The sequence below is a fragment of the Sphingomonadaceae bacterium OTU29LAMAA1 genome, assembly GCA_024072375.1.
Taxonomy (GTDB): domain Bacteria; phylum Pseudomonadota; class Alphaproteobacteria; order Sphingomonadales; family Sphingomonadaceae; genus Sphingomonas.
Genome location: CP099617.1, coordinates 2,019,082 through 2,040,266, shown reverse-complemented (window position 1 = coordinate 2,040,266; position 21,185 = coordinate 2,019,082). Strand labels below are relative to the sequence as shown.

The window sequence follows — 21,185 nt, the reverse complement described above, 5'->3', positions numbered from 1 at the left end:
GGGCCTTGCCCCGCGGCCTATCCCCGCTAGCATAGGTCATCCTTTCTGCCGGAGATCGTCATGCGCCGTTCCGTCCTGTTGCTGCCCCTTCTCGCCCTGCTCTCGGTCGGGGTGCATGCGCAGCAGCAGACCGCGCCGGCGGGCGGCGACATCCCGGCGAAGTTCACGCTCGTCGACGCCGCCAACGATTACATCAAGCGCGAAGTGATGATCCCGATGCGCGACGGGACGAAGCTGTACACGGTAATCGTCATTCCGAAGACCGCGACCAACGCGCCGATCGTCCTCACGCGCACGCCGTACAACGCCAAGGGGCGCGCCAGCCGTAGCACCAGCAGTTCGATGCTGAACACACTGCCGCTGGCCGACGAGATGTTCGTGAAGGGCGGCTACATCCGCGTCTATCAGGACGTACGCGGCAAATACGGATCGGAGGGGGAGTATGTCGTCACCCGCCCGGTGATCGGCCCGCTCAACCCGACCCCCCGGAATCAGATTGGGGTCGATCACGTCACCGACGCCTACGACACGATCGACTGGCTGGTGAACAAGGCGAACCTGCCGCAGTCGAATGGCCGCGTCGGCATGATCGGGTCGAGCTACGAAGGCTTCACCGTCGTGATGGCGCTGCTCAACCCGCACCCGGCGCTGAAGGTCGCCGCGCCGGAATCGCCGATGATCGACGGCTGGATGGGCGACGACTGGTTCCATTACGGCGCCTTCCGCCTCGCCAACATCGCCTGGCTCGGCGGGCAGACCGGCTACAAGGGCGGGGGCACCGTTCCCCCGACCGGCGGCTGGGACGATTACGACAATTTCCGCGACATCGGCTCGGCGGGCGACTGGGCGAAGAAGTCGGGGTACGATCAGCTGCCATATTGGAAGCGTATGTCGCAGCATGCCGCCTATGACGGATTCTGGTCCGGGCAGGCGCTCGACAAACTGCTCGCGGCGAACCCGTCGAACGTGCCGACGATCTGGGAACAGGGGCTCTGGGATCAGGAGGACATGTACGGCGCGATCACCGCATGGGAAGCGCTGAAGGCCAAGGGCAAGACGGGCAACAATTTCCTGGTGATGGGGCCGTGGCGGCACAGCCAGGTCAACCGCGACGGCCGCAGCCTCGGTCCGTTCCAGTGGGACGGCGATACCGCCGCGCAATTCCGCGAGAAGATGGTGCTGCCGCTATTCGACCAGTATCTGAAGGACGGACCCGCGGCGAACCTGCCGCAGGCCGCGATCTACAACACTGGCGAGAACCATTGGGACAGGTTGGCGAACTGGCCGCTCGCCTGTGAAAGCGGCTGCGCTGCGCCGCTGAAGCCGCTGTATCTGCAAGCGGACGGCGGCCTGGGCTTCGCCAAGGGCGGCGCCGGCGGCGACAGCTACGTCTCCGATCCCGCCAAGCCAGTGCCGCACCTGCCGCGCCCGGTGAACTTCGGCGATGGCCGCTGGGGCGACTGGCTGGTCAGCGACCAGCGCCACGCCGATGGCCGGCCCGACGTAATGACCTACACGACGCCGGTGCTGACCGAGGCGATGCGCGTTTCGGGTGCGCCGATCGCCGACCTCTATGCGGCGACGACCGGGACGGACGGTGATTTCGTGGTCAAGGTGATCGACGTCTATCCCGCGGAAAACGCCAGCGATCCCAAGATGGGCGGTTACCAGCTGCCGATCAGTCTCGACATCTTCCGCGGTCGCTACCGCGACAGCTTCGCACAACCCAGCGCAATCCCCGCGAACAAGGTCCAGCACTACAAATTCCGCCTGCCTACGGTGAACCACGTCTTCAAGCCCGGTCATCGCGTGATGGTGCAGGTGCAGTCGAGCCTGTTCCCGCTCTACGATCGCAATCCGCAGACGTACGTGCAGAACATCTTCTTCGCCAAGCCGGCGGACTACAGGAAGGCGACCGTGACGCTGAAGCGCGGCGGTGCGATGTCGAGCGCAGTGCTGCTGCCGGTGGTGCCGGTCGATCAGTCGCAGGTCGCGGCGAAGTAAACGCCGCGGGGAGCGGCGCGAAGCAATCCAGCGCGTGTCGGCGTCCGGGTTGCTTCGCTATGTGCGCGATGACGGAGCGATCGGAAGCGTCACGACGAAGCGCGTGGTCGCTCCGTCGGCAACATCGACCGTCCCGCCGCCGGCCTCCAGCAGCGAGCGCGCGATGGCCAGACCGAGCCCGGTGCCACCTTCTGCCCGACGTGTCGTGAAGAACGGCTCGAACAGCCGCGGCCGGTCGCCCGGCGCGATTCCCGGTCCGTCGTCGGTGACGTACAGATCGACCCGCTCCCCCACACGCCCCTCGACCCGTACCGTCGGCGCGCCCGCCTGCCGCGCATTGTCGAACAGCGTCGCCAGCGCATTCTCGATCGTCCCGGCCGGCAGCGCGACGCACGGCGGTGGTGCGTCCCAGACGATGTCGATCGCCAACGTATCGGTGCGATAGGCGTCGGCGGTCCGGGCGATCACCGGCACCGGATCGACCGCGTCGTCCGCCGGCGCCGCCATGTCGGCCCGCGCCAGTTCCAGCAGGCGCGTGACGAGCAGCGCCAGCCGATCGGCATCGGCATCGGCATTGGCAAGGAAGCGGTCGCGATCTGCGGCCGCCATGTCCGGATGATCCTGCATCAGCTCGATCGCGCCACGGATCCCGGCGAGCGGAGTCTTGAATTCGTGGCTGACCGCATAGGCGAAGTCGCGCAGGTAGCGTGACCGTCGCTCGATCGCTGCGGTCATGATGGCGAAATCGGCGTACAGTCCCTGTATCTCGATCGCCGCGGTCGCCGGTACATCGGGCACGCTGCCACGCCCGCTGGCCACCGCCCGCGTCGCAAGGCCCAGCCGCTCGATCGGCAGCGTCACCCCGCGCGAGATCACACCGCTGAGCAGCACCAGCAACGCGAAGATGGCGGCGATGCCGAACAGGATCTTGCCGCGGTCCTCGTACAATCCGCGAAACAGCGCTCGCGCCGATCGTGACAGCAGCAGCACGCCGACGACGCGGCCGTTTACGACGATCGGGCGAGCGTGATGCACCCGGATCGCGGCGGCGCGCGACAGCCATTCGAAGCTGTAGACGGCACGATAGGCGCGGTTGCGCCGCAGCACCGTCGTCGGCGCGCCGCGCAGGGCCGCCGCGACCTCGGGCAGCGCCGCGTAGCTGCCGCGCCAGCCGTTTCCGGCTACGATCTGTCCTGTGCGATCAAGCAGCAGGATGCTGGCCAGCGTCGTCATCTGCGTCGCGCGCATGACTGGCGCGATGCCCGGTGCTGCCCCTGCGGCATCCGCCGCGATGTCCTTAGCCGGCTTGGGTGCGGGGCGTTCCGGCAGGATCGGCGTCACGCTCAGGTCGACGCCATCGCCGGGCGGGACGATCCGCTGCGGATACAGCGCACCGCCGCGTGCGCCGGGCCAGTCCGCCGCAGCGGCGGCCGACAGCGCCGCGCCCTGCGCGACCAGTTCCGCCTCGGTCTGGCGGACCAGTGTGTTTTCATACACCCTCAGGAAGACTGCGCCGAATCCCGGCAGCGCCGCTACCAGAAACAGCGTGGCGAACAGGATCGTACGCAACCGCAGCCGCGGCCAATGGCGTTTCGCCCGCGATTTCAGACTCTCGATCACCCGCCGGTGCACGTGCCTAGCCGGTAGCCGATGCCCGGGCGGGTATCGATCAGATCGGCGCAGCCGATCGCGGCGAACTTGTGCCGCAAGTTGCGGATATGGCTGTCGATCGTCCGGTCGGTGATGGCGAAGCCCGGACCGTGCAGCCGATCGATGATCGCATCGCGACTGAACACCTTTGCCGGCATCGACGCGAGCAGGCGCAGGATCGAAAATTCGGTGACCGTCAGCGTGACTTCGGCATCGCCCCACAACGCGCGCCATCCGTCCAGATCGAGTCGCAGCCGGCCATGTTCCAGATCGCGGCCGTCCTCGATCGCGGGCGGGCGCGCGGACGTGCGTCGCAGGATCGCCATTACCCGTGCCACGACCTCGCGCGGCGAGAACGGCTTCACGACATAGTCATCGGCACCCAACTCGATGCCGAGGACACGGTCGATCTCGTCGTCGCGGCTCGACAGGAACAGGATCGGCACGTCGCCGCCGCCCGGTGCGCCGGCGGCACGCAGGCGGCGGCACACCTCCAGCCCGTCCATCCGCGGCATGTTGATGTCGAGGATGACGAGGTTGGGTCCGTGCACGCCGGCAAGTTCCAGCCCCGCCTCGCCATCCGCAGCCTCGATCGTGTCGAGGCCGGCCTTCTGCAAGGCGAACACCAGCAGCTGGCGGATGTGAGGATCGTCGTCGACGACAAGGACGGTGCGGGGCATCGGGCACAGGATCATCGTTCCGCGCCCTTCGTCAACCGGGCAGTGGGCGCAGGTGGGGCGGCGGCTGCCGATCGTGCGGGTGCCGGATGGATGACGCCGTCGCAATCGCGCCAGCCCGGGATGCGTCTGGCGACGGCTTGCTGCCCTGCGACCGATGCAAGCCGGCGGGCGTTGCGGCCGGTCCAGCTGCGCCAGTCGGTCTGGATCGTGCGCATGTCCCCTTGCGTGTTCCCGCGCAGATAGGCGATCCGGTCGCGTAACGATGCGCTTCGGGCGTGGCGTTCCAGCGTGGCGAGTGCGGTCAGCCCGGACGAACCCAGCTGGCCGAGATAGCACAGGTCGAGCCGCGGCCCGGCGCGTCCGCGTTCGATGGCAACCCGGGCGTTCCATGCGGCGGCGGTCGCACCCAGATCGATTGCGCTGGCGCCGCTCAGCACCAGGGCTCCGGCCAGTGCGTTGGCGTTGATCAGCCATGCGGCGGAGCGCGCGCGCAGCAGCCGCCACAGGATCAGCACCAGCCCGGTCGCGACCAGCGCCATCCACAACAACGAGGCCAGTCGCAGCGTCGTTATCGAATAGGCGTCGATATAGTCGAACAGCCGCAATGCGCTGGATGCGACGAGCAACAGGTTCTGACCGATCCATGCGGCCACCAGCACGCGTACCGGGCGACTGGCGACTCCCGCGCCGCCGGGCCGCAGCGCGACAAGTACGAACAGCGCGGCGAGAAGTGCGGTGACGATCAGCGCATAGGCGCCGCGATGCGCGTATTCGGCCAGCGTCACACCGGCGGGCAGTGCCGCACCGCTCCACAGGAAGGCGATGTCGAGCACATTCTGCACGGCGAAGATTGCGTTGAACGTCGCAAGCGACAGGATCAGCGACGCGATGCCGATGTCGGCACGCCCGCGTCCGCCCCCCATCCGGTCGCCGATCACCGTCACCGGCAATCGCGGCCGCAACGTCGCCCATGTCGCGATCAGCACGACCGCTGCGAACAGGGTCCGCCAGACGACGGTGCCGAGATCGGGCAGTGCGACATGGGCGAAAGCGGTGCCGATAACCGGATTGGCGTTGGCGAACAGGGTCAGGAAGACTGCGCCACCCAGTACCGGCACGACCAGCATCGTCGCCGCCATCCGTATGCCGCCGGCGCCACCGCGCCGGGTCCGCGCTGCACCGGACCAGGCGAGATCGCGCCACGGTCGCGGTACCGCGGTGAGCGCATGCCATGCCAGGCGCGGCAGCCACAGCAGCGCATGGCCGAACCGCCGTTGCGGCAGCAATGTCGCCAGCGACACGGCGGTCATGAACAGGAGCAGTGCCAACGGATTGGGATCGTCGATCAGCACCAGCGCGTAAAAGGCGGCCGCCGCCAGCGCGATCCGGGACGGTCCATGCCGCCGGACGACCGGTCGGGCGACGACCAGCGCCGCCAGCAGAGCCAGCGCCAGCAGGCCGAGCACACCGCCGATCTCGCTATCCTGATGGACGATCGTCTGGGCGATCGCGACCACGATCCCCGCTGCGGCAAGCTTTACCCAAAGGGCGACCGGCCGTTTGCCCCGAATACTATCCATCGCGCCAATCCTCCATGATCAGCGTGCAAGATCACGGACGGGGATCGAGCGGCGATGGCGGTGCCCGCGCGCAAGCGATCGTTCTTCGGTGCAGTTTCCGTGCAGGCGGCCGTTACGGCTACGCCTGCTCCGTCGCGCGTCTGGCTGACCCGTCGCGCAGTGCCCAGCGGAGGACGGACCCGATCCCGGCCATGCCGGCGCGAACGGCGGGCCTGCCGACGAGCGGGCGTTCCAATCCGTGCATCCGGGCGGCCCAGTCGGGCAGCAGATCGATACCGCCCTCCATCAGCAGCTTCTGCGCCGGCGCCATCGCCAGACTGGCGGGCTGCTGTTGCAGCAAGGCGCGAGCGACTTCGCGGGTGCGATGGTCGGCACGAAGCTGCGGGCGTATCCTCGCCATATAGGCATCGATCTGGTTGCGGGTTCGCGGTACGCCGGTCGCGCCCAGCTTTTCCGCCACGATCGCATATTCGGCCAGATAGCGATCCTGTTCCGCATCCGGGAATGCCGGATCGCGGTAACGGCGATGCGCGGCGAGGAAACTCCCGACCTCGGCGACATGAACCCAGGTCAGCAGGTCGGGATCGTTGGCGCTGTAGGGCGTACCGTCGGGCAGCGTGCCCGCGACCCGGTCGTGGATGGTGCGCACCTTCGCGATCAGGGCCTCCGCCGTCGCGGTGGCGCCATATGTGGTGCCCGAAATGAACTGCGCCGTCCGCCGCAGCCGTCCGAGCATATCGCGCCGGAAATTCGAATGGTCCCACACACCCGCGAGCGCGCCCGGATGGAGCATCTGGAGCAACAGCGCCGCGACGCCACCCGCCATCATCGCGGTAAAGTCGCCGTGGACGACCCAGGCTGCCGAACCGGGGCCGAACAATCCGTCGTCGCCCGGTGGGCGGGTCAGGTCGACCGCACCGTCACCAAACCCGACCAGTCGATGAACCTGCCCCTGTATCGTCTCGCGAATATCGCCCATCTTACCAATCTAGTGCGGCCTGCTGGCAAACCAATGACGGGACAGCATCAGCGTCGCCGATCGCGGTGTCCGCCCTTCATAAGAACCCCTCGCCACATCGGTGCGTTACCCGGATCACGATCGGGAGAATGCCAGTGCCATCACTCACCAGAACCCTCGCTTCCGGTATCGTCGGTGGCCTTGTCGCCAGCGCCGCGATGGATGTCTTCCAGCGCCTGGCGGCGTCCGCCTTCGGGCAAAGCGGCAGCAACGACGATCCCGCCACGGTGAAGGCGGCGGACAGTGCCAAGCGGCTGGTCACCGGCGATCCCGTCACGCAGAAGCATCGCGAAACCGCGGGCGGGGTGGTGCATTACGTCACCGGCGCGGCGCTGGGCGCCGGCTATGCGCTGGCGGCGCGGCGCTGGCCGGAGACGACGGCTGGCTTCGGTCTGGCCTATGGCATCGGTGTCGCGACGCTGCTCGACGACGCGGCGGTGCCGGCATTGGGCTGGGGACCGGCGCCGACCGATACACCTGCATCCACGCATGCGTACGGGCTGGCGAGCCACGCGGTGTTCGGACTGGTGCTGGAGCGGACGCGTCGCGGGATGATCGCTGTTCAGGAGCCAGCGGACGGACGCCGTGACTAGCTCAGCGACGCCCGCAAGGTTGCCCGGACGCCGGGATCGCGGGGTTCGTACTCCACGACGGCCTGCAGGCTTTGCGCCATCGCACGGATCAGCTTGGTGCCGAGCCCGGTGCCCTTCGGAGCCGCTTCGGCCGGCATGCCGCAGCCGTCGTCTTCTACCGCGAGCAGGAAGACGTCGTCGCCCTCACGCCGCAACATCACCCGGATCTCGCCACCGGCGCCGGTGGGATAGGCGTATTTGCAGGCGTTGGTGACCAGTTCGGTGACGATCACGCCAAGCGATACCGCCTTGTCGGTCGGCAGGCGGATCGGCTCGGCAACGAGGCGCATGGCATGCGGTGCGCTATCGCACGACAAGGTTTCCGTCAGCTCCTCGATGAGAGAGCCGAGATAGTCGCGCATGTCGACGCTCTCGACGTCGTTCGCGGAATAGAGACGACGGTGGACCTGCGCGATCGCACCGATGCGCCGCTGCGTATCGTCCAGCGCCGCGCGGGCGGTCGGATCAATCAGCGCGCTGGCCTGTAACCGTACCATGGCGGAAACCAGCTGCAGCGAATTGGCGACGCGGTGGTTCACCTCGCCGAGCAGCGCCTCAAGCCGGGCATTGCTGGCACGAAGATCTTCCTCGGCGCGCGTCTTTTCCCGCGCGAGCCGGCTGCGGTCGAGCACCTGACGGAAGCTCGCGGCGAGCAGGTCGAAGAAATCCTCTCCCACCGTCTTCACGACGTAATCCGCCGCCCCGGCCTTCAATGCGGCGACGGCGATACGGCCCTCGTCCGATCCGGTGACATAGACCACCGGCGGCGGGGCCGGCAGTGCGCCAAGCCGTTCCAGCGTCTCGAGCCCGTCCATGCCCGGCATGTAATGGTCGACCGCGACCAGATCGAACTCCTGCGACGCCGCCAGCACCACGCCTTCTGCGCCACCCTCGGCCATCGTCACGCGATAGCCGCGCCGGGCGAGCGCGCGCGCCGCCAGCCGCCGGATACCGGCGTCGTCGTCGATATAGAGGACGCTGGGGGAGGGGACGTCGGACAGGATCAGTGTTCCTCGACCTCGGGGACCTGGATCACCGACAGGAACAGGCCCAGCTGGCGGATCGCCTGCGCGAAGCTTTCGTAATTCACCGGCTTGGTGATGTAGACGTTGCAGCCGAGATCGTAGCAGCGCTGAATTTCGATCTTGTCGTCGGTGGTGGTCAGCACGACGACGGGCGTCCGCTTCAGCGGGCTGTTCTCCGCCTTGATCCTTTGCAGGATGTCGGTGCCACTCATGTCGGGCAGGTTGAGATCGAGCAGCACCAGCGCCGGCCCGTTCTTGGCAGGGCCGTCGGGCGCATCGAACAGATGGTGCAGCGCCTGCGTGCCGTCGGTGAAATGCTTGATGTCGTTGAGGATGCCCGCACGACGAATGTTCTTTTCGATCAGGCGCGCATGGCCTTCGTCGTCCTCGATCATGACGATGCCGACGGATTGATGGGCGTTCATGGCGTAGCTTCCTGCACTTCGTAGATCTTGGGTAGGTTGATGCGGAACGTCGAACCGCGGCCAAGCTCGCTGTCGACGTCGATCGTGCCACCGAGACGATAGGCGAGCGCCCGGACGTGCGCCAGTCCGATGCCTTCGCCGGGCTGGTCCTGTTGCCCCGACCGGCGGAACAGGTCGAAGATGCGCTGGTGATCGCGCGGATCGATGCCCCGGCCATTGTCGGTGACCGACAGGATCACGCGCCCGCGTCGCTCTTCACCCGAAACCCGAATTTCGCCGGGGCGGCCGGGCTGGAGGTATTTGGTCGCGTTTTCGATCAGGTTCGACAAGATCTGTTCCAGCGCGACGCGATCGGTGACGACACCCGGCACCGGCCGCGCGACCGACAGCGTCACGCCGCGATCGTCGAGCAGGTGCTGGATCGATCCCGCGATCGTCTCGGTCAGCATCGCCGGGTCGATCGGTTCGGGGGCGATGACACGCCGGCCCTCGCGCGACAGCTTGAGGATGGCGTTGATCAGCCGGTCCATCTTCTGCGTCGAGGTGCGGATGAAGCCGATCGCCTCCGGCAGATCCTCGCGCACCGCGAGGCGTGCGTCCTCGCTGACGATCTGCGGGCATTCCGCCTCCGCCTTGTCGAGCAGATCGGCGAGCGGCGTGATCGCGGCGGAGAGCTCGGCGGTGAAACCCATCACATTGACCAGCGGCGAACGCAGGTCGTGACTGACGATATAGGCGAAGCGCTGGATTTCTTCGTTGGCGCGGCTGAGGTCGGCGGTGCGCTCTCCCACGGTCTCTTCCAGCCGCTCGTTGAAATCGCGCAGGTTGTCGCGTGAGCGCGACAGGTCGCGGGTGTAGCGCATCACCGTCAACAACGAGGCGAGCGCGACCAGTACCAGCAATACCGCGGCGACGGCGAGGATCGCATAGAAGACGCGGACGCTCGCCTGCTGCGCGGCATCGCGCCGGGCGAGCAGGCGACGCTCCTCCGCGGCCATCCGCTCGAACGCGGTGCGAATCGTGGCCAGCCGCCGGACGCTGGCTTCGGTGCGAAACAGCGTGGTCGCAGCGCCGATCCGACCGGCGTCGATCAACGCGATGGTCCGGGCGCGTTGATAAAGCAGGGCGGCGATTTCCGCCCGCAGCACCTTGACCGCATCGACCTGTCGGGGATTGTCGCGCGTCAGCGCTTGCAGCCGGACCAGGGCGCCCGGCAGCGAGGCCGCCCAGCGGCGGTAGGCGTCGCGATATTCGGTGTTGCCGGTGAGCAGATAGCCGCGCCGCGACGCCTCGCCCTGCTCGATCAGGCGACGGGCATTGCTGACCGCCAGTTCGACCTCATAGGTGTGGTTGACCGAGCGGGTATGCTCTTCGTTCTGCCCCGTCGCCCAGCCCGCGGCCACCCCCGCGGCGACCAGTGCGAGGAAGCCCAGCGCCATGAACGCGACGAGCACGCGGCCGAAGCGGCCTTCCGATACGACGAAGGGGTTGCGGATAGGACCGGGCACCGCCTCGCCTTACTGGAATGCAAATCGTTACGCCAGCGACGCTGCCGCAATCCGTTAGAGCAACAATTCCTGCGGATTGCTGCGGCCGACCGCGCCGCCGCCGCTGCGCCGGTCTGCCTCGGCATTGGCGGTGAAGCGAATATCGGGATCGCGGTCGGTCAGGAAGGCCATCAGGCTGTCGTGGTCCAGCTCGTTCCACGCCTTGCCGCGGTGCGGGCCGTAGCGGACCCGCGGGATCAGGCCGGGCGTGCGCGACCAGTCGAGCAGCTGTGCGACGCCAGCCTCGTTCAACTGGTCACGCAGATGGTGCGCGGTGACATAGGCGTCGGGAAAGGCGCGGTGGACGGGCAGGCCGCGCTGCTGGTCCAGCCCGTCCGGCTTCCGCCAGTAGCGCAGCACCTGATTGGAGAAGCTGGGGGAGTCCGGCCACAGCCGCAGCGCGCATTTCCACGTGCAGATCCACTCGGCACCGTGGGTCAGGTTGGACGTGCAGAATTGCTGTTCGAAATCCGCGCGATGGGCCGCGAGCGCGACGCGCCGGGGATAGGGATCGAGCACACGGCGGGCGACATCGTGCCACCACGGCGCCTCTGTGACATCCTCGTCGAGGATATGGTGGATCGCCTGCGTGATCGGCGGGATCGCGCGTCCCGGATTGACCAGGATCGATCCGCCTTCGCCCTCCAGCTCCCAGCGCCCGTCGGCCTTCAGCGCGACATCCTGCCAGCCGATCTCGCATACGCCATGCGCGGGCGGCGCGCTGCCGGTGGTTTCGAGGTCGATGACGCGGATGATCTGGGGGACGGGGCGCATTGCCCTCTAAATGGGGCATAGGCGCGGATTATGCCAGCGGTGCATGCGGCGTCTTCGTTGCTCCCGTCGCGGAGAAGGCATGATGATCGGTCTTACATTTGCCCTTAAGCTCGCGCCCGCCCGTGCGGAAAGCACGCTAGACTTAGCGGAAGCCATCCTCGGCATCCACATCCAGCTCGCGCACGCCGCGACGCTGGCGCGCGCGGTCGACCAGCTTGCGGATGCCTTCGCGCCGTTCGCGCGCGGCGGGGACGTCACGGAGAACGAACTCCTGATTGCCGGTGGTGCGATCGGACGAGGTGATGGTGATCGTACCGATATCGGCAAGCTGGTTGATCAGCGAGAAGCGGACCCGCACGTCCTTCACCCGGTACAGCTCGATCTCGTCGATCGACTTCATGATCAGCCCGCGGCGCACGATCAGCCGCTGGTCCGTGATCTCATATGCCGATGCCATGTTCTGCAACCAGCGCCAGGCGATGATCACCAGCCCGATCCCGATGACGCAGGACAGGATCGTCAGCCAGCCGGCGAAGCTGCCGAGCAGCCAGCGATTGGTGCTCGAGCGAAAGCTGTCCACCGGACGTTCTGCGACATAGGTCCCCGACATGGGCGAAATCCTATCGGGTGTATGATGCCTGTCAATCACGTGCGACGCCGGATGCCGCGAGTTCGGCGTCGATCTGCGCGAGCAGGACATCAAGCCCCGCCTGGTTTTCCGCCTCCGCACGCGCGGTCAGCACGTCCTGCGTGTTCGACGCGCGCAGCAGCCACCAGCCCTCGGGCGTGGTGACGCGGACGCCGTCGATCCCGACGACCGTTACGCCGCGCGCCTCCAGCCGTGCGCGGACCTCGTCTATTACCGCGAACTTGCGCACCGGATCGACCGGAAAGCGCAGATCGGGCGTGTTGACCAGCGGCGGCATGGCCGATCGCAGTTCGGTGAGCGACTGGCCCGACAGGTGCACCGCACGGATCAGCTGGATCGCGGCGTACAACGCATCGTCGAACCCGTACCAGCCGTGTGCAAAGAAGATGTGGCCGCTCAGTTCGCCCGCGATCGGGGCATGGTGCGCCAGCATCGCTTCCTTCATCAGGCTGTGGCCGGTCGCGCCCATCACCGCCTTGCCGCCGAGTGCTTCGATCCGGTCGAACACGTAGCGCGACGATTTGACGTCGGCGACGACAGTTGCGCCGCGCAACTCGGCGAGGACCGGCTCGATCAGGATGCCGAGCAGCTGGTCGCCCCACAGCACGCGTCCCTCGCCATCGACAGCACCGATGCGATCGCCGTCGCCGTCGAAGGCGATGCCGAAATCGAGCCCCCGCTCGCGAACCAGCGACTTCAGGTCGCCGAGGTTCGCTTCCACGGTCGGGTCGGGATGGTGGTTGGGAAAACGACCGTCGACATCAGGGTACAGCAAGTGATGCTCCCCCGGCAGTTGCGCCACCAGCCGCTCCACCGCAGGGCCGGCAGCGCCGTTGCCGCAGTCCCAGCCGATGCGGTAGCTGCCACCGGCATAGCCCGCCATCAGGCGTCCGACATAGGCCTCGCACACCTCGAGATCGACAGCCGTGCCCGTGCCCTCGCTCCACGCGCCCGCGGCGGCGATGCGGGCGAGATCGACGACATCGGCACCGTAAAAGGAGCGATGGCCGAGCACCATCTTGAAGCCATTGTCGTCGCGTGGATTGTGGCTGCCGGTGACGTGCACGCCGGCGTCCACCTCCAGCGTCGCCTCCGCATAATAGAGCATCGGCGTCGGTCCGACGCCGATCCGCACCACGTCGACGCCGCCGGCGGTCAATCCCTCGACCAACGCCGCCTCCAGTTCGGGCGACGACAACCGCCCGTCGCGTCCCACCGCAACGCGAGTGCCGCCGGCCTGCCGCACGCGGGTGGCGAAGCTGCGGCCGATGGCGACGGCGTCGGCGACGCCCAGGTTGCGCCCGACCGTACCGCGGATGTCGTATTCCCGCAGGATTGCGGGGGCCAGCACGTGCGCCATCAACGCGCCGTCATCCCTGACGCAGTGCGCCGATCAGCAGGTCGCGTGCCGCATTGATCTCGGTGCTGCGCTCTGCCGATCCGCCCCGGTCGGGGTGAACATCGGCCAGCAAGCGGCGATGCGCGGCACGAATCTCGCCCTCGTCCGCCGACGCGCCGACGCCGAGCACCTGTCGCGCCTGCTGGCGATCGGTCAGCGTCACGCGCTTCGGCTTAGGTCGCAGATAACGCCAGGCGAGCCAGATCAGTCCGATGGCGAGCAGCCATTTCATCATGCGGCGACTTCGGGCGAGACGGATTCAGGGGCGGTGGGCGCAGGAGCAGCGGATCCGGGTGCCGCCGATTCGGGGGCAGCGGGTTCGGGCAGCTGCAACGCACTCATCATCTCGCGCAATTCCTGCCGCGAGGCGACATGGCCGAGGCCCATCGCGCCAAATTCCTTCGCGTCGATCATCGTCAGCCCGGCGGGGAACAGTTCGCGATAGATCACGCGCTCGCCGAGTCCCGGAATGATACGGAATCCGACGCGCTTGGCCAATTGCCCCAGCGCATCCGATACGCGGCGCATGTTGCGCGCCTCGATATGTTGCAGGCGATTGCGTAGCACGACCCAGTCGATCTGCGTCCCGTCGGCGCGTGCGCGCTGCTTGCGCGCGTCCCAGATCAGTTCCGAATAGAAGCTGGGTCGGGTGACGTTGAACGTTTCCGGATCGACCTGTCCGATCAGGTCGAAATCGACGAAGCTGTCGTTCATCGGCGTCACCAGCGTGTTCGACAGCGCCGCCGCAGTGCGCGCGAAATAATCGTCGCGGCCGGGGGTGTCGACGATCAGGAAGTCCGCGCCATCGCTCAACCGCGCCCATTTCTCCTCGAACACGCTCTCGGTCGCGCCGTCATGCGTGTCGTGGACGGGCATCGGCAGGTTGCTGCCGGTCCGCTTGATGGTGGCGGCGCGATTGTCGAGATAACGCCCGACGGTGCGCTGGCGATGATCCAGGTCGAAGCACGCGACCTTCGATCCCTTGGCGGCGAGCGCGATCGCGACGTGAACCGCCGTCGTCGATTTGCCGGTGCCGCCCTTTTCGTTGGCGAAGACGATCACATGAGGTCCTGCGGACCGGGGGACGTGTGGCCCTTCGGGCACGGTTCGTTCCTTATCGAATGGTGGCGGGTTGCCCGCTGTCTTCCCTCTTCATAGAAGCCGCGCGCTCAATGTTCGAGGGGTTAAACGGTGCAGCAGGTTCGAGAGTTGAAGGCCCTGCGCGATGCCGTGGCTGCGTTCCGCGCGGAGGGCGCGGATATCGCGCTGGTCCCGACGATGGGCGCGCTGCACGCCGGCCACATGGCACTGGTCGAGGCGGCGCGCCGACCGGGAACGAAGGTGATCGCATCGATCTTCGTCAACCCGAAGCAATTCGGCCCGAACGAGGATCTGTCGCGCTATCCCCGGCGCGAGGCGGCGGACGCGCGGCTGCTTGCCGAGCACGGCTGCGACCTGCTGTGGCTGCCGTCGGTCGAGGCCATGTATCCGGCGGACTTCGCGACCAACATCAGCGTCGGCGGTGTCAGTGAAGGCTTCGACGGCGCGGCGCGGCCGGGGCATTTCGACGGCGTCGCAACAGTCGTTACCAAGCTGTTCAACCAGACCGGTGCCGACATCGCCTATTTTGGCGAGAAGGATTACCAGCAGCTCGCCGTGGTTCGTCGCTTCGTCGCCGACCTCGACATGCCGATCGAGATCGTCGGCGTCCCGACGCAGCGCGACGACGACGGTCTCGCCCTGTCATCGCGCAACATCTACCTCGATGACGAACAGCGAGCGAAGGCCGTGGCGTTGCCGCGTGCGCTCGGCGTGGCGGCGCGGGCGATCGGACGCGGCGACGACAACGATGCGGCGCTGGCGGAGGCGAGGGCGATGCTGGTCGCAGCGGGGTTCGAGGTCGATTATATTGCACTCGCTGATGCCGAAACGCTGGCGGCAAATCCGGCGCCGAATCGTCCCCGCAGGCTGCTGGCGGCGGCGCGAATGGGTACGACACGGCTGATCGACAATGTGGCTATCGAGGCAAATTGTTGATCGATCTGGTTTTATTTACGTTAACCATTTCGTAGTACGAATCACCGCAAGGTGCCCTCATGAAAATAGGGGGTTACCGATGGGCCAGAGTTTCAAGAGTGCGCAGTTTCTTTTAGACAGTCGGATCGAGGATGCGATGCGGGGCCGACCCGATGCATTGTTCGATCTGGGTGTCTGCTATCAGACCGGGACCGCGGGGGCGGGTATCGATCTGATCGAAGCGCATAAATGGTTCAATCTGGCCGCGGTTGCGGGTCTGGCCGAAGCCGTCGATGCTCGCGCCGAAGTCGCCGAAGACATGACCGCCCGTGAAATCGCCGAAGCCCAACGCCAGGCCCGCGCCTGGCTCGGCATGACGCAACGCCGCGCTGCGTAATTTCGGCGGTCGCTCACTATCTCCGTCATCCCGTCGAAAGCCGGGATCCATGGAGGGGTGACGCTACCGTCACGCGTATCACCATCGTCCCGCATCCATGGGTCCCGGCGTTCGCCGGGATGACGGGGCGTGCGCCAGTCCACCTCATCAAATCTTCGTCATCCCCGCGCAGGCGGAGATCCATAGTCGATCCGTCGATGATGGGGCCGAACGGTCAGCGTTATGGATCCCCGCCTGCGCGGGGATGACGAGGAGAGTGGTTACTCTGCGGCCTTCTTCTTCGCCGGTGCCTTCTTCGCCGCCGGTTTCTTCGCAGGCGCAGCCTTCGCCCCCGCCGCCTTCCCAGCAGGCTTCTTCGCCGCAGCCTTTTTAGCCGGGGCCTTCTTCTTCCCCTTCGCCGGCGCGGCGGCAGCACGATCGTCGATCAACTGCGCCGCCTCTTCCAGCGTCAGCGCGTCGGGCGTGATCGACTTGGGCAAGGTCGCATTCGTCTCGCCATCGGTGACGTAGGGGCCATAGCGCCCCTCCATCAGCTTGATCTCCAGCTCCGTCCGCGGATGCTTGCCCAGTTCCTTCAACGGCGCACGCGCAGCCCCGCGCGCCGGGCGACCGCCACCCGCCGCCGCTTCGGCCAGCTTCACCACCGCGGCGTTCATCCCCGTCTCGAACACATCCGCAGTCGATTGCAGCCGCGCATATTTGCCTGCATGCGCCAGATACGGCCCATAGCGCCCGATCGACGCAGTGATCGGCTCCCCCGTCTCCGGATGCGCACCGATCGTCCGCGGCAGGCTCAAAAGCTTCAGCGCCCATTCCAGATCGAGGTCGCCGGGCAGGTCCTTGGGGATCGAGGCGCGCTTCGCCTCCTTGCCCTCGCCCAGCTGGATGTACGGCCCGAACCGCCCCGATTTGCGTTCGACCTCCAGCCCCGTCGCGGGGTCCTTGCCAAGCCCCTCGGGGCCACTGTCCTCACCCTCCTCGCCGCCGGGCTGCGCAAAGCGGCGGGTGTATTTGCACTCCGGGTAATTCGAGCAGGCGATGAACGCGCCGAACTTGCCGCCACGCAGCGCGAGCTTGCCCGCCTCGCACTTCGGGCATAGCCGCGGATCGGTGCCGTCGCCCTTGTCGGGGAACAGATAGGGCGCGAGGAACGTGTCCAGTTCGGCAGTGATCGCCGACGGCTGCTGCTCCATCACCTCGCTGGTGCGCGGCTTGAAGTCGCGCCAGAACGCATCGAGCACCGCCTGCCATTGCGCGCGGCCACCGGACACATCGTCCAGCTCTTCCTCCAGCTCGGCGGTATAATCGAACCCGACGTATTTCTCGAAAAAGCGCTCTAGGAATGCCGTCACCAACCGCCCCGATTCCTCGGCAAAGAACCGGTTCTTTTCGACGCGAACGTAATTGCGGTCCTTCAGCGTCTTGATGATCGAGGCATAGGTCGACGGGCGACCGATCCCCAGTTCCTCCATCCGCTTGACCAGCGACGCTTCCGAAAAGCGCGGCGGCGGCTGGGTAAAATGCTGTTCGGCATCGACGCTCTTCTTCGCGGGCGCATCGCCTTCGCGCAGGCGGGGCAGGCGGGGCAGGCGGCGCGCCTCCTCGTCCTGCGTGTCGTCGCTGCCTTCCTCGTACAAGGCGAGGAAGCCGGGGAAGAGCACGACCTGACCCGTCGCACGCAGCGCGTTGCGGCCGGTGCCGTCCGCCATCTCGATCGTCGTGCGCTCCATCCGCGCCGAGGCCATCTGGCTGGCGAGCGCGCGCTTCCAGATCAGCTCGTACAACCGGCCGTGATCGCCCGAACCCGCGCGATCCTTGCCGAAATCGGTCGGCCGGATCGCCTCGTGCGCCTCCTGCGCGTTCTTCGCCTTGGTCTGGTACTGGCGTGGCGAATCGGGGACGTAGCTCGCGTCATACCGGTTCGCGACCGCCAGCCGCGCCGCCGAGATCGCGCTGCCGTCCATCTGCACGCCGTCGGTCCGCATGTACGTGATCGCGCCGTCTTCGTAGAGTCCTTGCGCGATCCGCATCGTATGATCCGCCGAGAAGCCGAGCTTGCGCGCCGCCTCCTGCTGCAACGTCGACGTCGTGAACGGCGGCGGCGGGTTGCGCGTTGCGGGCTTGGTCTCGACGGTCTGGACCGAGAAGCGGCCTTCCTCGACCGAGGTCTTCGCCTTCAGCGCGTCGCCTTCATTGCCGATCGACAGCCGGTCGAGCTTCCTGCCCTCCCATTGCACCAGTCGCGCGACGAAGGGCGTGCCGTCCTGCTCCATCGCGGCGGTAACCGACCAATATTCCTGCGGTTTGAACACGTCGATCTCGCGCTCGCGCTGGACGATCAGCCGCAGCGCCACCGACTGGACGCGCCCCGCCGACTTGGCCCCTGGCAGCTTGCGCCACAGCACCGGCGACAGCGTGAACCCGACCAGATAATCCAGCGCCCGCCGCGCGCGGTATGCGTCGATCAGGTCGGTATCCAGCTCGCGCGGGTTCTGCATCGCCGTCGTCACCGCCGCCTTGGTGATCGCGTTGAACGTCACCCGCTGCACGTCCTTGGGCAGCGCCTTGCGGTTGCGCAGCACCTCCTGCACGTGCCAGCTGATCGCCTCGCCCTCGCGATCCGGATCGGTCGCCAGGATCAGGCGGTCCGCGATCTTCGACAGATCGGCGATCGCCTTCAGCTGCTTGGACTTGTCCGCATAGTTCTCCCACTCCATCGCGAAGTTGTCGTCCGGATTCACCGAACCGTCGCGCGCCGGCAGGTCCCGGACGTGACCATAGGAGGCGAGGACCCGGAAGTCCGAACCGAGGTACTTTTCGATGGTTTTCGCCTTGGCGGGCGATTCGACGATGACGAGCTGCATGGTGGTGGAATAGCGTCCTTACGTGTACGCGCGAGGGTGGAAAGCCGATGGGGCGGCTGTCAACGGGATTGGGGTATGATGTGGGGTTCGACGAACCGGAAGCGCAAGCCGTACCGGAGCGGGGCAGCATGATCGACGCCACGCATGGCGCCGATCGCGACCGTAAGCAGCTGGAACGACTGACCTTCTTTTCCGACGCGGTGTTCGCCATCGCAATGACGCTGCTGGTGGTCGAGGTGAAGTTGCCGCACCTGCACCACGCCACCGGCCCCGAACTCGGCAATGCGCTGCTCGTCCTCATTCCGAACTACATCGGCTTTCTGGTCAGCTTTCTGGTGCTCGGCCGGTTCTGGCTGACGCACCACGAGGTGATGGGATTGCTGCGTGCGAGTAACCGGCGGCTGACGACGGTCAACCTGCTGCTGTTGCTGGCGGTCGCCTTCATGCCATTCCCGACGGCGGTGATCAGCGAATACGTCCAGCTGCGAGTCGGGATCGGTTTCTACACCGGCTGGCTGATCGTGCTGGGGCTGGTCAACCGCCAGTTGATCCGCAGCATCGCCGCCTCGCCCGAGCTGCTCGACGACGGGCTGACGGTGGCGGACATGCGGCCTTTTTTGCGGCGCAGCTGGATCGCGATCGCGATCGGCGTCTGCGCGTTCGCCGCCGGGATGGTGACGTGGGTCGCCGCGCTGGTGGTGCTGACACTCGGCAGCCCGGTCATCACGCTGCTGATCGGGCGCTATGCGGCGCGCAAGGACGTAGCGGCAGGGTGATCACAACACCAGGCTGACGCGTCCGCCGGCTTGGCGTTCCAGCCGGCCGGCAAGCTCCAGTTCCAGCAGCACGGTCTGTACGATCGCCGGGGCGACGTGGCTCTGGCGGATCAACTCGTCGACCGTAACCGGCACCGGCCCCAGCAAACCGGCGATCCGCGCACGATCGGCGTCGCTCGCATCCGCCGGCGGCGGGCCGCCATAGTTGGACGTAGGCATGCGGACGCCGCGTGGGTCGATCGGGCGCAGCTGTTCCAGCACGTCGGCGGCGGTCTGGATCAGCGTCGCGCCTTCGCGGATCAGGAGGTTGCAGCCCTGCGCGCGTGGATCGAGCGGGCTGCCGGGAACCGCCATCACCTCGCGCCCGGCCTCGTTCGCCAGACGCGCGGTGATCAGCGATCCGGAGCGGAGCGCCGCCTCGACCACCACCGTGCCGAGCGCCAGCCCGGCGATGATCCGGTTGCGTGACGGGAAATGGCGCGCAAGCGGCTGCGTCCCGGGCGGTTGTTCGGCGATCAGCAGGCCCCCGGACGCCACTTGTTCCTGCAGGCCGGCATTTTCCGGCGGGAAGACCACGTCGACGCCGCTGGCGATGACGCCGATCGTCCGCGGCATAGCGCCGACATGCGCCGCAGTGTCGATCCCGCGCGCCAGCCCGCTGACGACGGTCACCCCCTCTGCCGCCAGTTCGTAGCCGAGCGTCCGCGCGAAGCGACACGCCGCGGCCGACGCATTGCGCGCGCCGACGATCGCGACGCACATCTGCCGCGTCAGCGCCAGGTCGCCCCGCACGATCAGCGCTGGCGGCGCGGTATCGATCTCGGCCAGCAGCGCCGGATAGTCGGGATCGTCGAGGAACAGGTAGTGCGCACCGAGCCGCGCCGTCGCCGCCATCTCGCGCGCGATCATCCCCGCATCGGCTATCGTCGGCGCCGCCCCGCCGCCGCGACGCGCGAGCGTCGGCAGCATTTCCAGCGCCGCTGCGGCGGTGCCGAAGCGCGCGATCAACTGACGATAGGTGACCGGACCGATCCCCGGCGTACGGATCAGTCGGAGGCGCGCGACATCGCGCTCAGCCATCGGAAAGCGCACCAGCCTCGTCGATCGCGTCCTTGCGTCCGATCCGCGGTTCGGTGCCGGCGATCAGCCGCTCGATATTCTCGGCATGCTTCCACAACACGATCGCCGCCAGCGCGAGCACCAGCATCACGATGTCGAACCGCCCGAACAGCGCTCCGCTGACCGGTGCGCTGACCGCCGCGGCCATGCCGGCGACCGACGAGATGCGGACGGTCGCGAGCAGACCGAGCCAGACGAGCGCATAGACCAGCCCCATCGGCCAGTGCAGCGCGAGCACGATCCCCATCATCGTCGCCACGCCCTTGCCACCCCTGAAGCGCAGCCAGACCGGATAGCAGTGACCGATGAACGCCGCCGCCGCGGCAACTACACCGTCGCCTGGGAACAGCCAGTCCGCCAGCCACACCGCCGCCGCGCCCTTCAGCAGGTCGAGCAGCAACGTCGCCGCCGCCAGTCCCTTGCGCCCCGTCCTAAGCACGTTGGTCGCGCCAATGTTGCCGGAGCCGATGCTGCGCAGGTCGCCCGCGCCCGCGAACCGCGTCAGCAGCACGCCAAAGGGGATGGAGCCCAGCAGATAGCCGAGCAACAGTGCGCATGTCGGTGCGACCCAGAGTATCTCGGTGTGCAAGCCTGCCCCTTCGTATCGAGGACGATCATAGCCGGTTCGGT

General features: G+C 67.1%; 20 protein-coding genes. 5 read left to right on the top strand and 15 right to left on the bottom strand.

The window, feature by feature from the left end; all coding sequences use genetic code 11:
• Window positions 1–60: 60 nt before the first annotated feature.
• The gene (locus tag NF699_09960) at window positions 61–2,004 is read left to right on the top strand and encodes a CocE/NonD family hydrolase (GenBank protein USU03417.1); all 1,944 of its coding nucleotides are present in this window, start codon (window positions 61–63) and stop codon (window positions 2,002–2,004) included.
• A 57-nt stretch (window positions 2,005–2,061) separates the two neighbouring features.
• Here NF699_09960 and NF699_09955 read toward each other — a convergent pair whose 3' ends face one another.
• The 4 genes from NF699_09955 to NF699_09940 form a co-directional block, all read right to left on the bottom strand.
• Window positions 2,062–3,636, bottom strand: a complete 1,575-nt coding sequence (locus NF699_09955; protein USU03416.1) for a HAMP domain-containing histidine kinase — start codon at window positions 3,634–3,636, stop codon at window positions 2,062–2,064.
• Entirely contained in the window at window positions 3,621–4,334 is a 714-nt protein-coding gene (locus tag NF699_09950; GenBank protein USU03415.1) for a response regulator transcription factor, read from the bottom strand. Before NF699_09950 ends, NF699_09955 begins: the two co-directional genes overlap by 16 nt.
• An 11-nt stretch (window positions 4,335–4,345) precedes the next feature.
• Window positions 4,346–5,914: a DUF4173 domain-containing protein gene (locus tag NF699_09945; GenBank protein ID USU03414.1), complete on the bottom strand. Its 1,569-nt coding sequence runs from the start codon at window positions 5,912–5,914 to the stop codon at window positions 4,346–4,348.
• Between the two features lie 118 nt (window positions 5,915–6,032).
• Entirely contained in the window at window positions 6,033–6,893 is an 861-nt protein-coding gene (locus NF699_09940; protein ID USU03413.1) for an oxygenase MpaB family protein, read from the bottom strand.
• Window positions 6,894–7,027: 134 nt separating this feature from the next.
• Between NF699_09940 and NF699_09935 the strand changes: the two genes are divergently transcribed.
• A complete protein-coding gene (locus NF699_09935; protein USU03412.1) occupies window positions 7,028–7,525 on the top strand; it encodes a DUF1440 domain-containing protein in 498 nt (165 codons plus the stop codon).
• On the opposite strand, the gene NF699_09930 is transcribed toward NF699_09935, so the two are convergent.
• The 8 genes from NF699_09930 to NF699_09895 all read right to left on the bottom strand — a co-directional run bounded on the left by NF699_09930 (window position 7,522) and on the right by NF699_09895 (window position 14,487).
• Window positions 7,522–8,514: a response regulator gene (locus NF699_09930; GenBank protein ID USU07047.1), complete on the bottom strand. Its 993-nt coding sequence runs from the start codon at window positions 8,512–8,514 to the stop codon at window positions 7,522–7,524. The two genes, NF699_09935 and NF699_09930, sit on opposite strands and share 4 nt — an antisense overlap.
• Before the next feature lie 53 nt (window positions 8,515–8,567).
• Window positions 8,568–9,014 carry a response regulator gene (locus NF699_09925; protein ID USU03411.1) on the bottom strand — a complete coding sequence of 149 codons (447 nt, stop codon included), beginning with the start codon at window positions 9,012–9,014 and terminating at the stop codon, window positions 8,568–8,570.
• The gene (locus NF699_09920; GenBank protein ID USU03410.1) at window positions 9,011–10,522 is read right to left on the bottom strand and encodes a CHASE3 domain-containing protein; all 1,512 of its coding nucleotides are present in this window, start codon (window positions 10,520–10,522) and stop codon (window positions 9,011–9,013) included. Before NF699_09920 ends, NF699_09925 begins: the two co-directional genes overlap by 4 nt.
• Window positions 10,523–10,576: 54 nt before the next feature.
• Entirely contained in the window at window positions 10,577–11,335 is a 759-nt protein-coding gene (locus tag NF699_09915) for an exonuclease domain-containing protein (GenBank protein USU03409.1), read from the bottom strand.
• Window positions 11,336–11,477: 142 nt separating this feature from the next.
• Entirely contained in the window at window positions 11,478–11,945 is a 468-nt protein-coding gene (locus NF699_09910; GenBank protein USU03408.1) for a PH domain-containing protein, read from the bottom strand.
• A gap of 31 nt (window positions 11,946–11,976) precedes the next feature.
• Window positions 11,977–13,344, bottom strand: a complete 1,368-nt coding sequence (locus NF699_09905; protein ID USU06949.1) for a phosphomannomutase/phosphoglucomutase — start codon at window positions 13,342–13,344, stop codon at window positions 11,977–11,979.
• Between the two features lie 10 nt (window positions 13,345–13,354).
• Window positions 13,355–13,615, bottom strand: a complete 261-nt coding sequence (locus NF699_09900; GenBank protein ID USU07046.1) for a J domain-containing protein — start codon at window positions 13,613–13,615, stop codon at window positions 13,355–13,357.
• On the bottom strand, window positions 13,615–14,487 hold the full coding sequence (locus NF699_09895) for a division plane positioning ATPase MipZ (protein ID USU06948.1): 873 nt from the start codon (window positions 14,485–14,487) through the stop codon (window positions 13,615–13,617). Before NF699_09895 ends, NF699_09900 begins: the two co-directional genes overlap by 1 nt.
• A gap of 87 nt (window positions 14,488–14,574) precedes the next feature.
• Between NF699_09895 and panC the strand changes: the two genes are divergently transcribed.
• On the top strand, window positions 14,575–15,420 hold the full coding sequence (gene panC, locus NF699_09890; protein ID USU06947.1) for a pantoate--beta-alanine ligase: 846 nt from the start codon (window positions 14,575–14,577) through the stop codon (window positions 15,418–15,420).
• A 79-nt stretch (window positions 15,421–15,499) separates the two neighbouring features.
• A complete protein-coding gene (locus NF699_09885; protein USU06946.1) occupies window positions 15,500–15,796 on the top strand; it encodes a hypothetical protein in 297 nt (98 codons plus the stop codon).
• A gap of 260 nt (window positions 15,797–16,056) precedes the next feature.
• Here NF699_09885 and topA read toward each other — a convergent pair whose 3' ends face one another.
• Window positions 16,057–18,660 carry a type I DNA topoisomerase gene (topA, locus tag NF699_09880; GenBank protein ID USU06945.1) on the bottom strand — a complete coding sequence of 868 codons (2,604 nt, stop codon included), beginning with the start codon at window positions 18,658–18,660 and terminating at the stop codon, window positions 16,057–16,059.
• 47 nt (window positions 18,661–18,707) lie between these two features.
• On the opposite strand from topA, the gene NF699_09875 reads away from it, so the two are divergent.
• Entirely contained in the window at window positions 18,708–19,436 is a 729-nt protein-coding gene (locus NF699_09875; GenBank protein ID USU06944.1) for a TMEM175 family protein, read from the top strand.
• Here NF699_09875 and dprA read toward each other — a convergent pair whose 3' ends face one another.
• Complete coding sequence (gene dprA / locus NF699_09870; GenBank protein ID USU06943.1) at window positions 19,437–20,516, bottom strand: DNA-processing protein DprA; 1,080 nt, start codon at window positions 20,514–20,516, stop codon at window positions 19,437–19,439.
• Complete coding sequence (gene plsY / locus NF699_09865; protein ID USU06942.1) at window positions 20,509–21,144, bottom strand: glycerol-3-phosphate 1-O-acyltransferase PlsY; 636 nt, start codon at window positions 21,142–21,144, stop codon at window positions 20,509–20,511. Before plsY ends, dprA begins: the two co-directional genes overlap by 8 nt.
• Between the last annotated feature and the right edge of the window lie 41 nt (window positions 21,145–21,185).

What these genes read in the sequence shown, in the direction of transcription:
- NF699_09960 (USU03417.1), top strand. Translation starts at nt 61, where the DNA reads ATGCGCCGTTCCGTCCTGTTGCTGCCCCTTCTCGCCCTGCTCTCGGTC.
- NF699_09950 (USU03415.1), bottom strand. Translation starts at nt 4,334, where the DNA reads ATGCCCCGCACCGTCCTTGTCGTCGACGACGATCCTCACATCCGCCAG.
- NF699_09945 (USU03414.1), bottom strand. Translation starts at nt 5,914, where the DNA reads ATGGATAGTATTCGGGGCAAACGGCCGGTCGCCCTTTGGGTAAAGCTT.
- NF699_09940 (USU03413.1), bottom strand. Translation starts at nt 6,893, where the DNA reads ATGGGCGATATTCGCGAGACGATACAGGGGCAGGTTCATCGACTGGTC.
- NF699_09925 (USU03411.1), bottom strand. Translation starts at nt 9,014, where the DNA reads ATGAACGCCCATCAATCCGTCGGCATCGTCATGATCGAGGACGACGAA.
- NF699_09915 (USU03409.1), bottom strand. Translation starts at nt 11,335, where the DNA reads ATGCGCCCCGTCCCCCAGATCATCCGCGTCATCGACCTCGAAACCACC.
- NF699_09910 (USU03408.1), bottom strand. Translation starts at nt 11,945, where the DNA reads ATGTCGGGGACCTATGTCGCAGAACGTCCGGTGGACAGCTTTCGCTCG.
- NF699_09905 (USU06949.1), bottom strand. Translation starts at nt 13,344, where the DNA reads ATGGCGCACGTGCTGGCCCCCGCAATCCTGCGGGAATACGACATCCGC.
- NF699_09900 (USU07046.1), bottom strand. Translation starts at nt 13,615, where the DNA reads ATGAAATGGCTGCTCGCCATCGGACTGATCTGGCTCGCCTGGCGTTAT.
- NF699_09885 (USU06946.1), top strand. Translation starts at nt 15,500, where the DNA reads ATGGGCCAGAGTTTCAAGAGTGCGCAGTTTCTTTTAGACAGTCGGATC.
- topA (USU06945.1), bottom strand. Translation starts at nt 18,660, where the DNA reads ATGCAGCTCGTCATCGTCGAATCGCCCGCCAAGGCGAAAACCATCGAA.
- NF699_09875 (USU06944.1), top strand. Translation starts at nt 18,708, where the DNA reads ATGGGGCGGCTGTCAACGGGATTGGGGTATGATGTGGGGTTCGACGAA.
- dprA (USU06943.1), bottom strand. Translation starts at nt 20,516, where the DNA reads ATGGCTGAGCGCGATGTCGCGCGCCTCCGACTGATCCGTACGCCGGGG.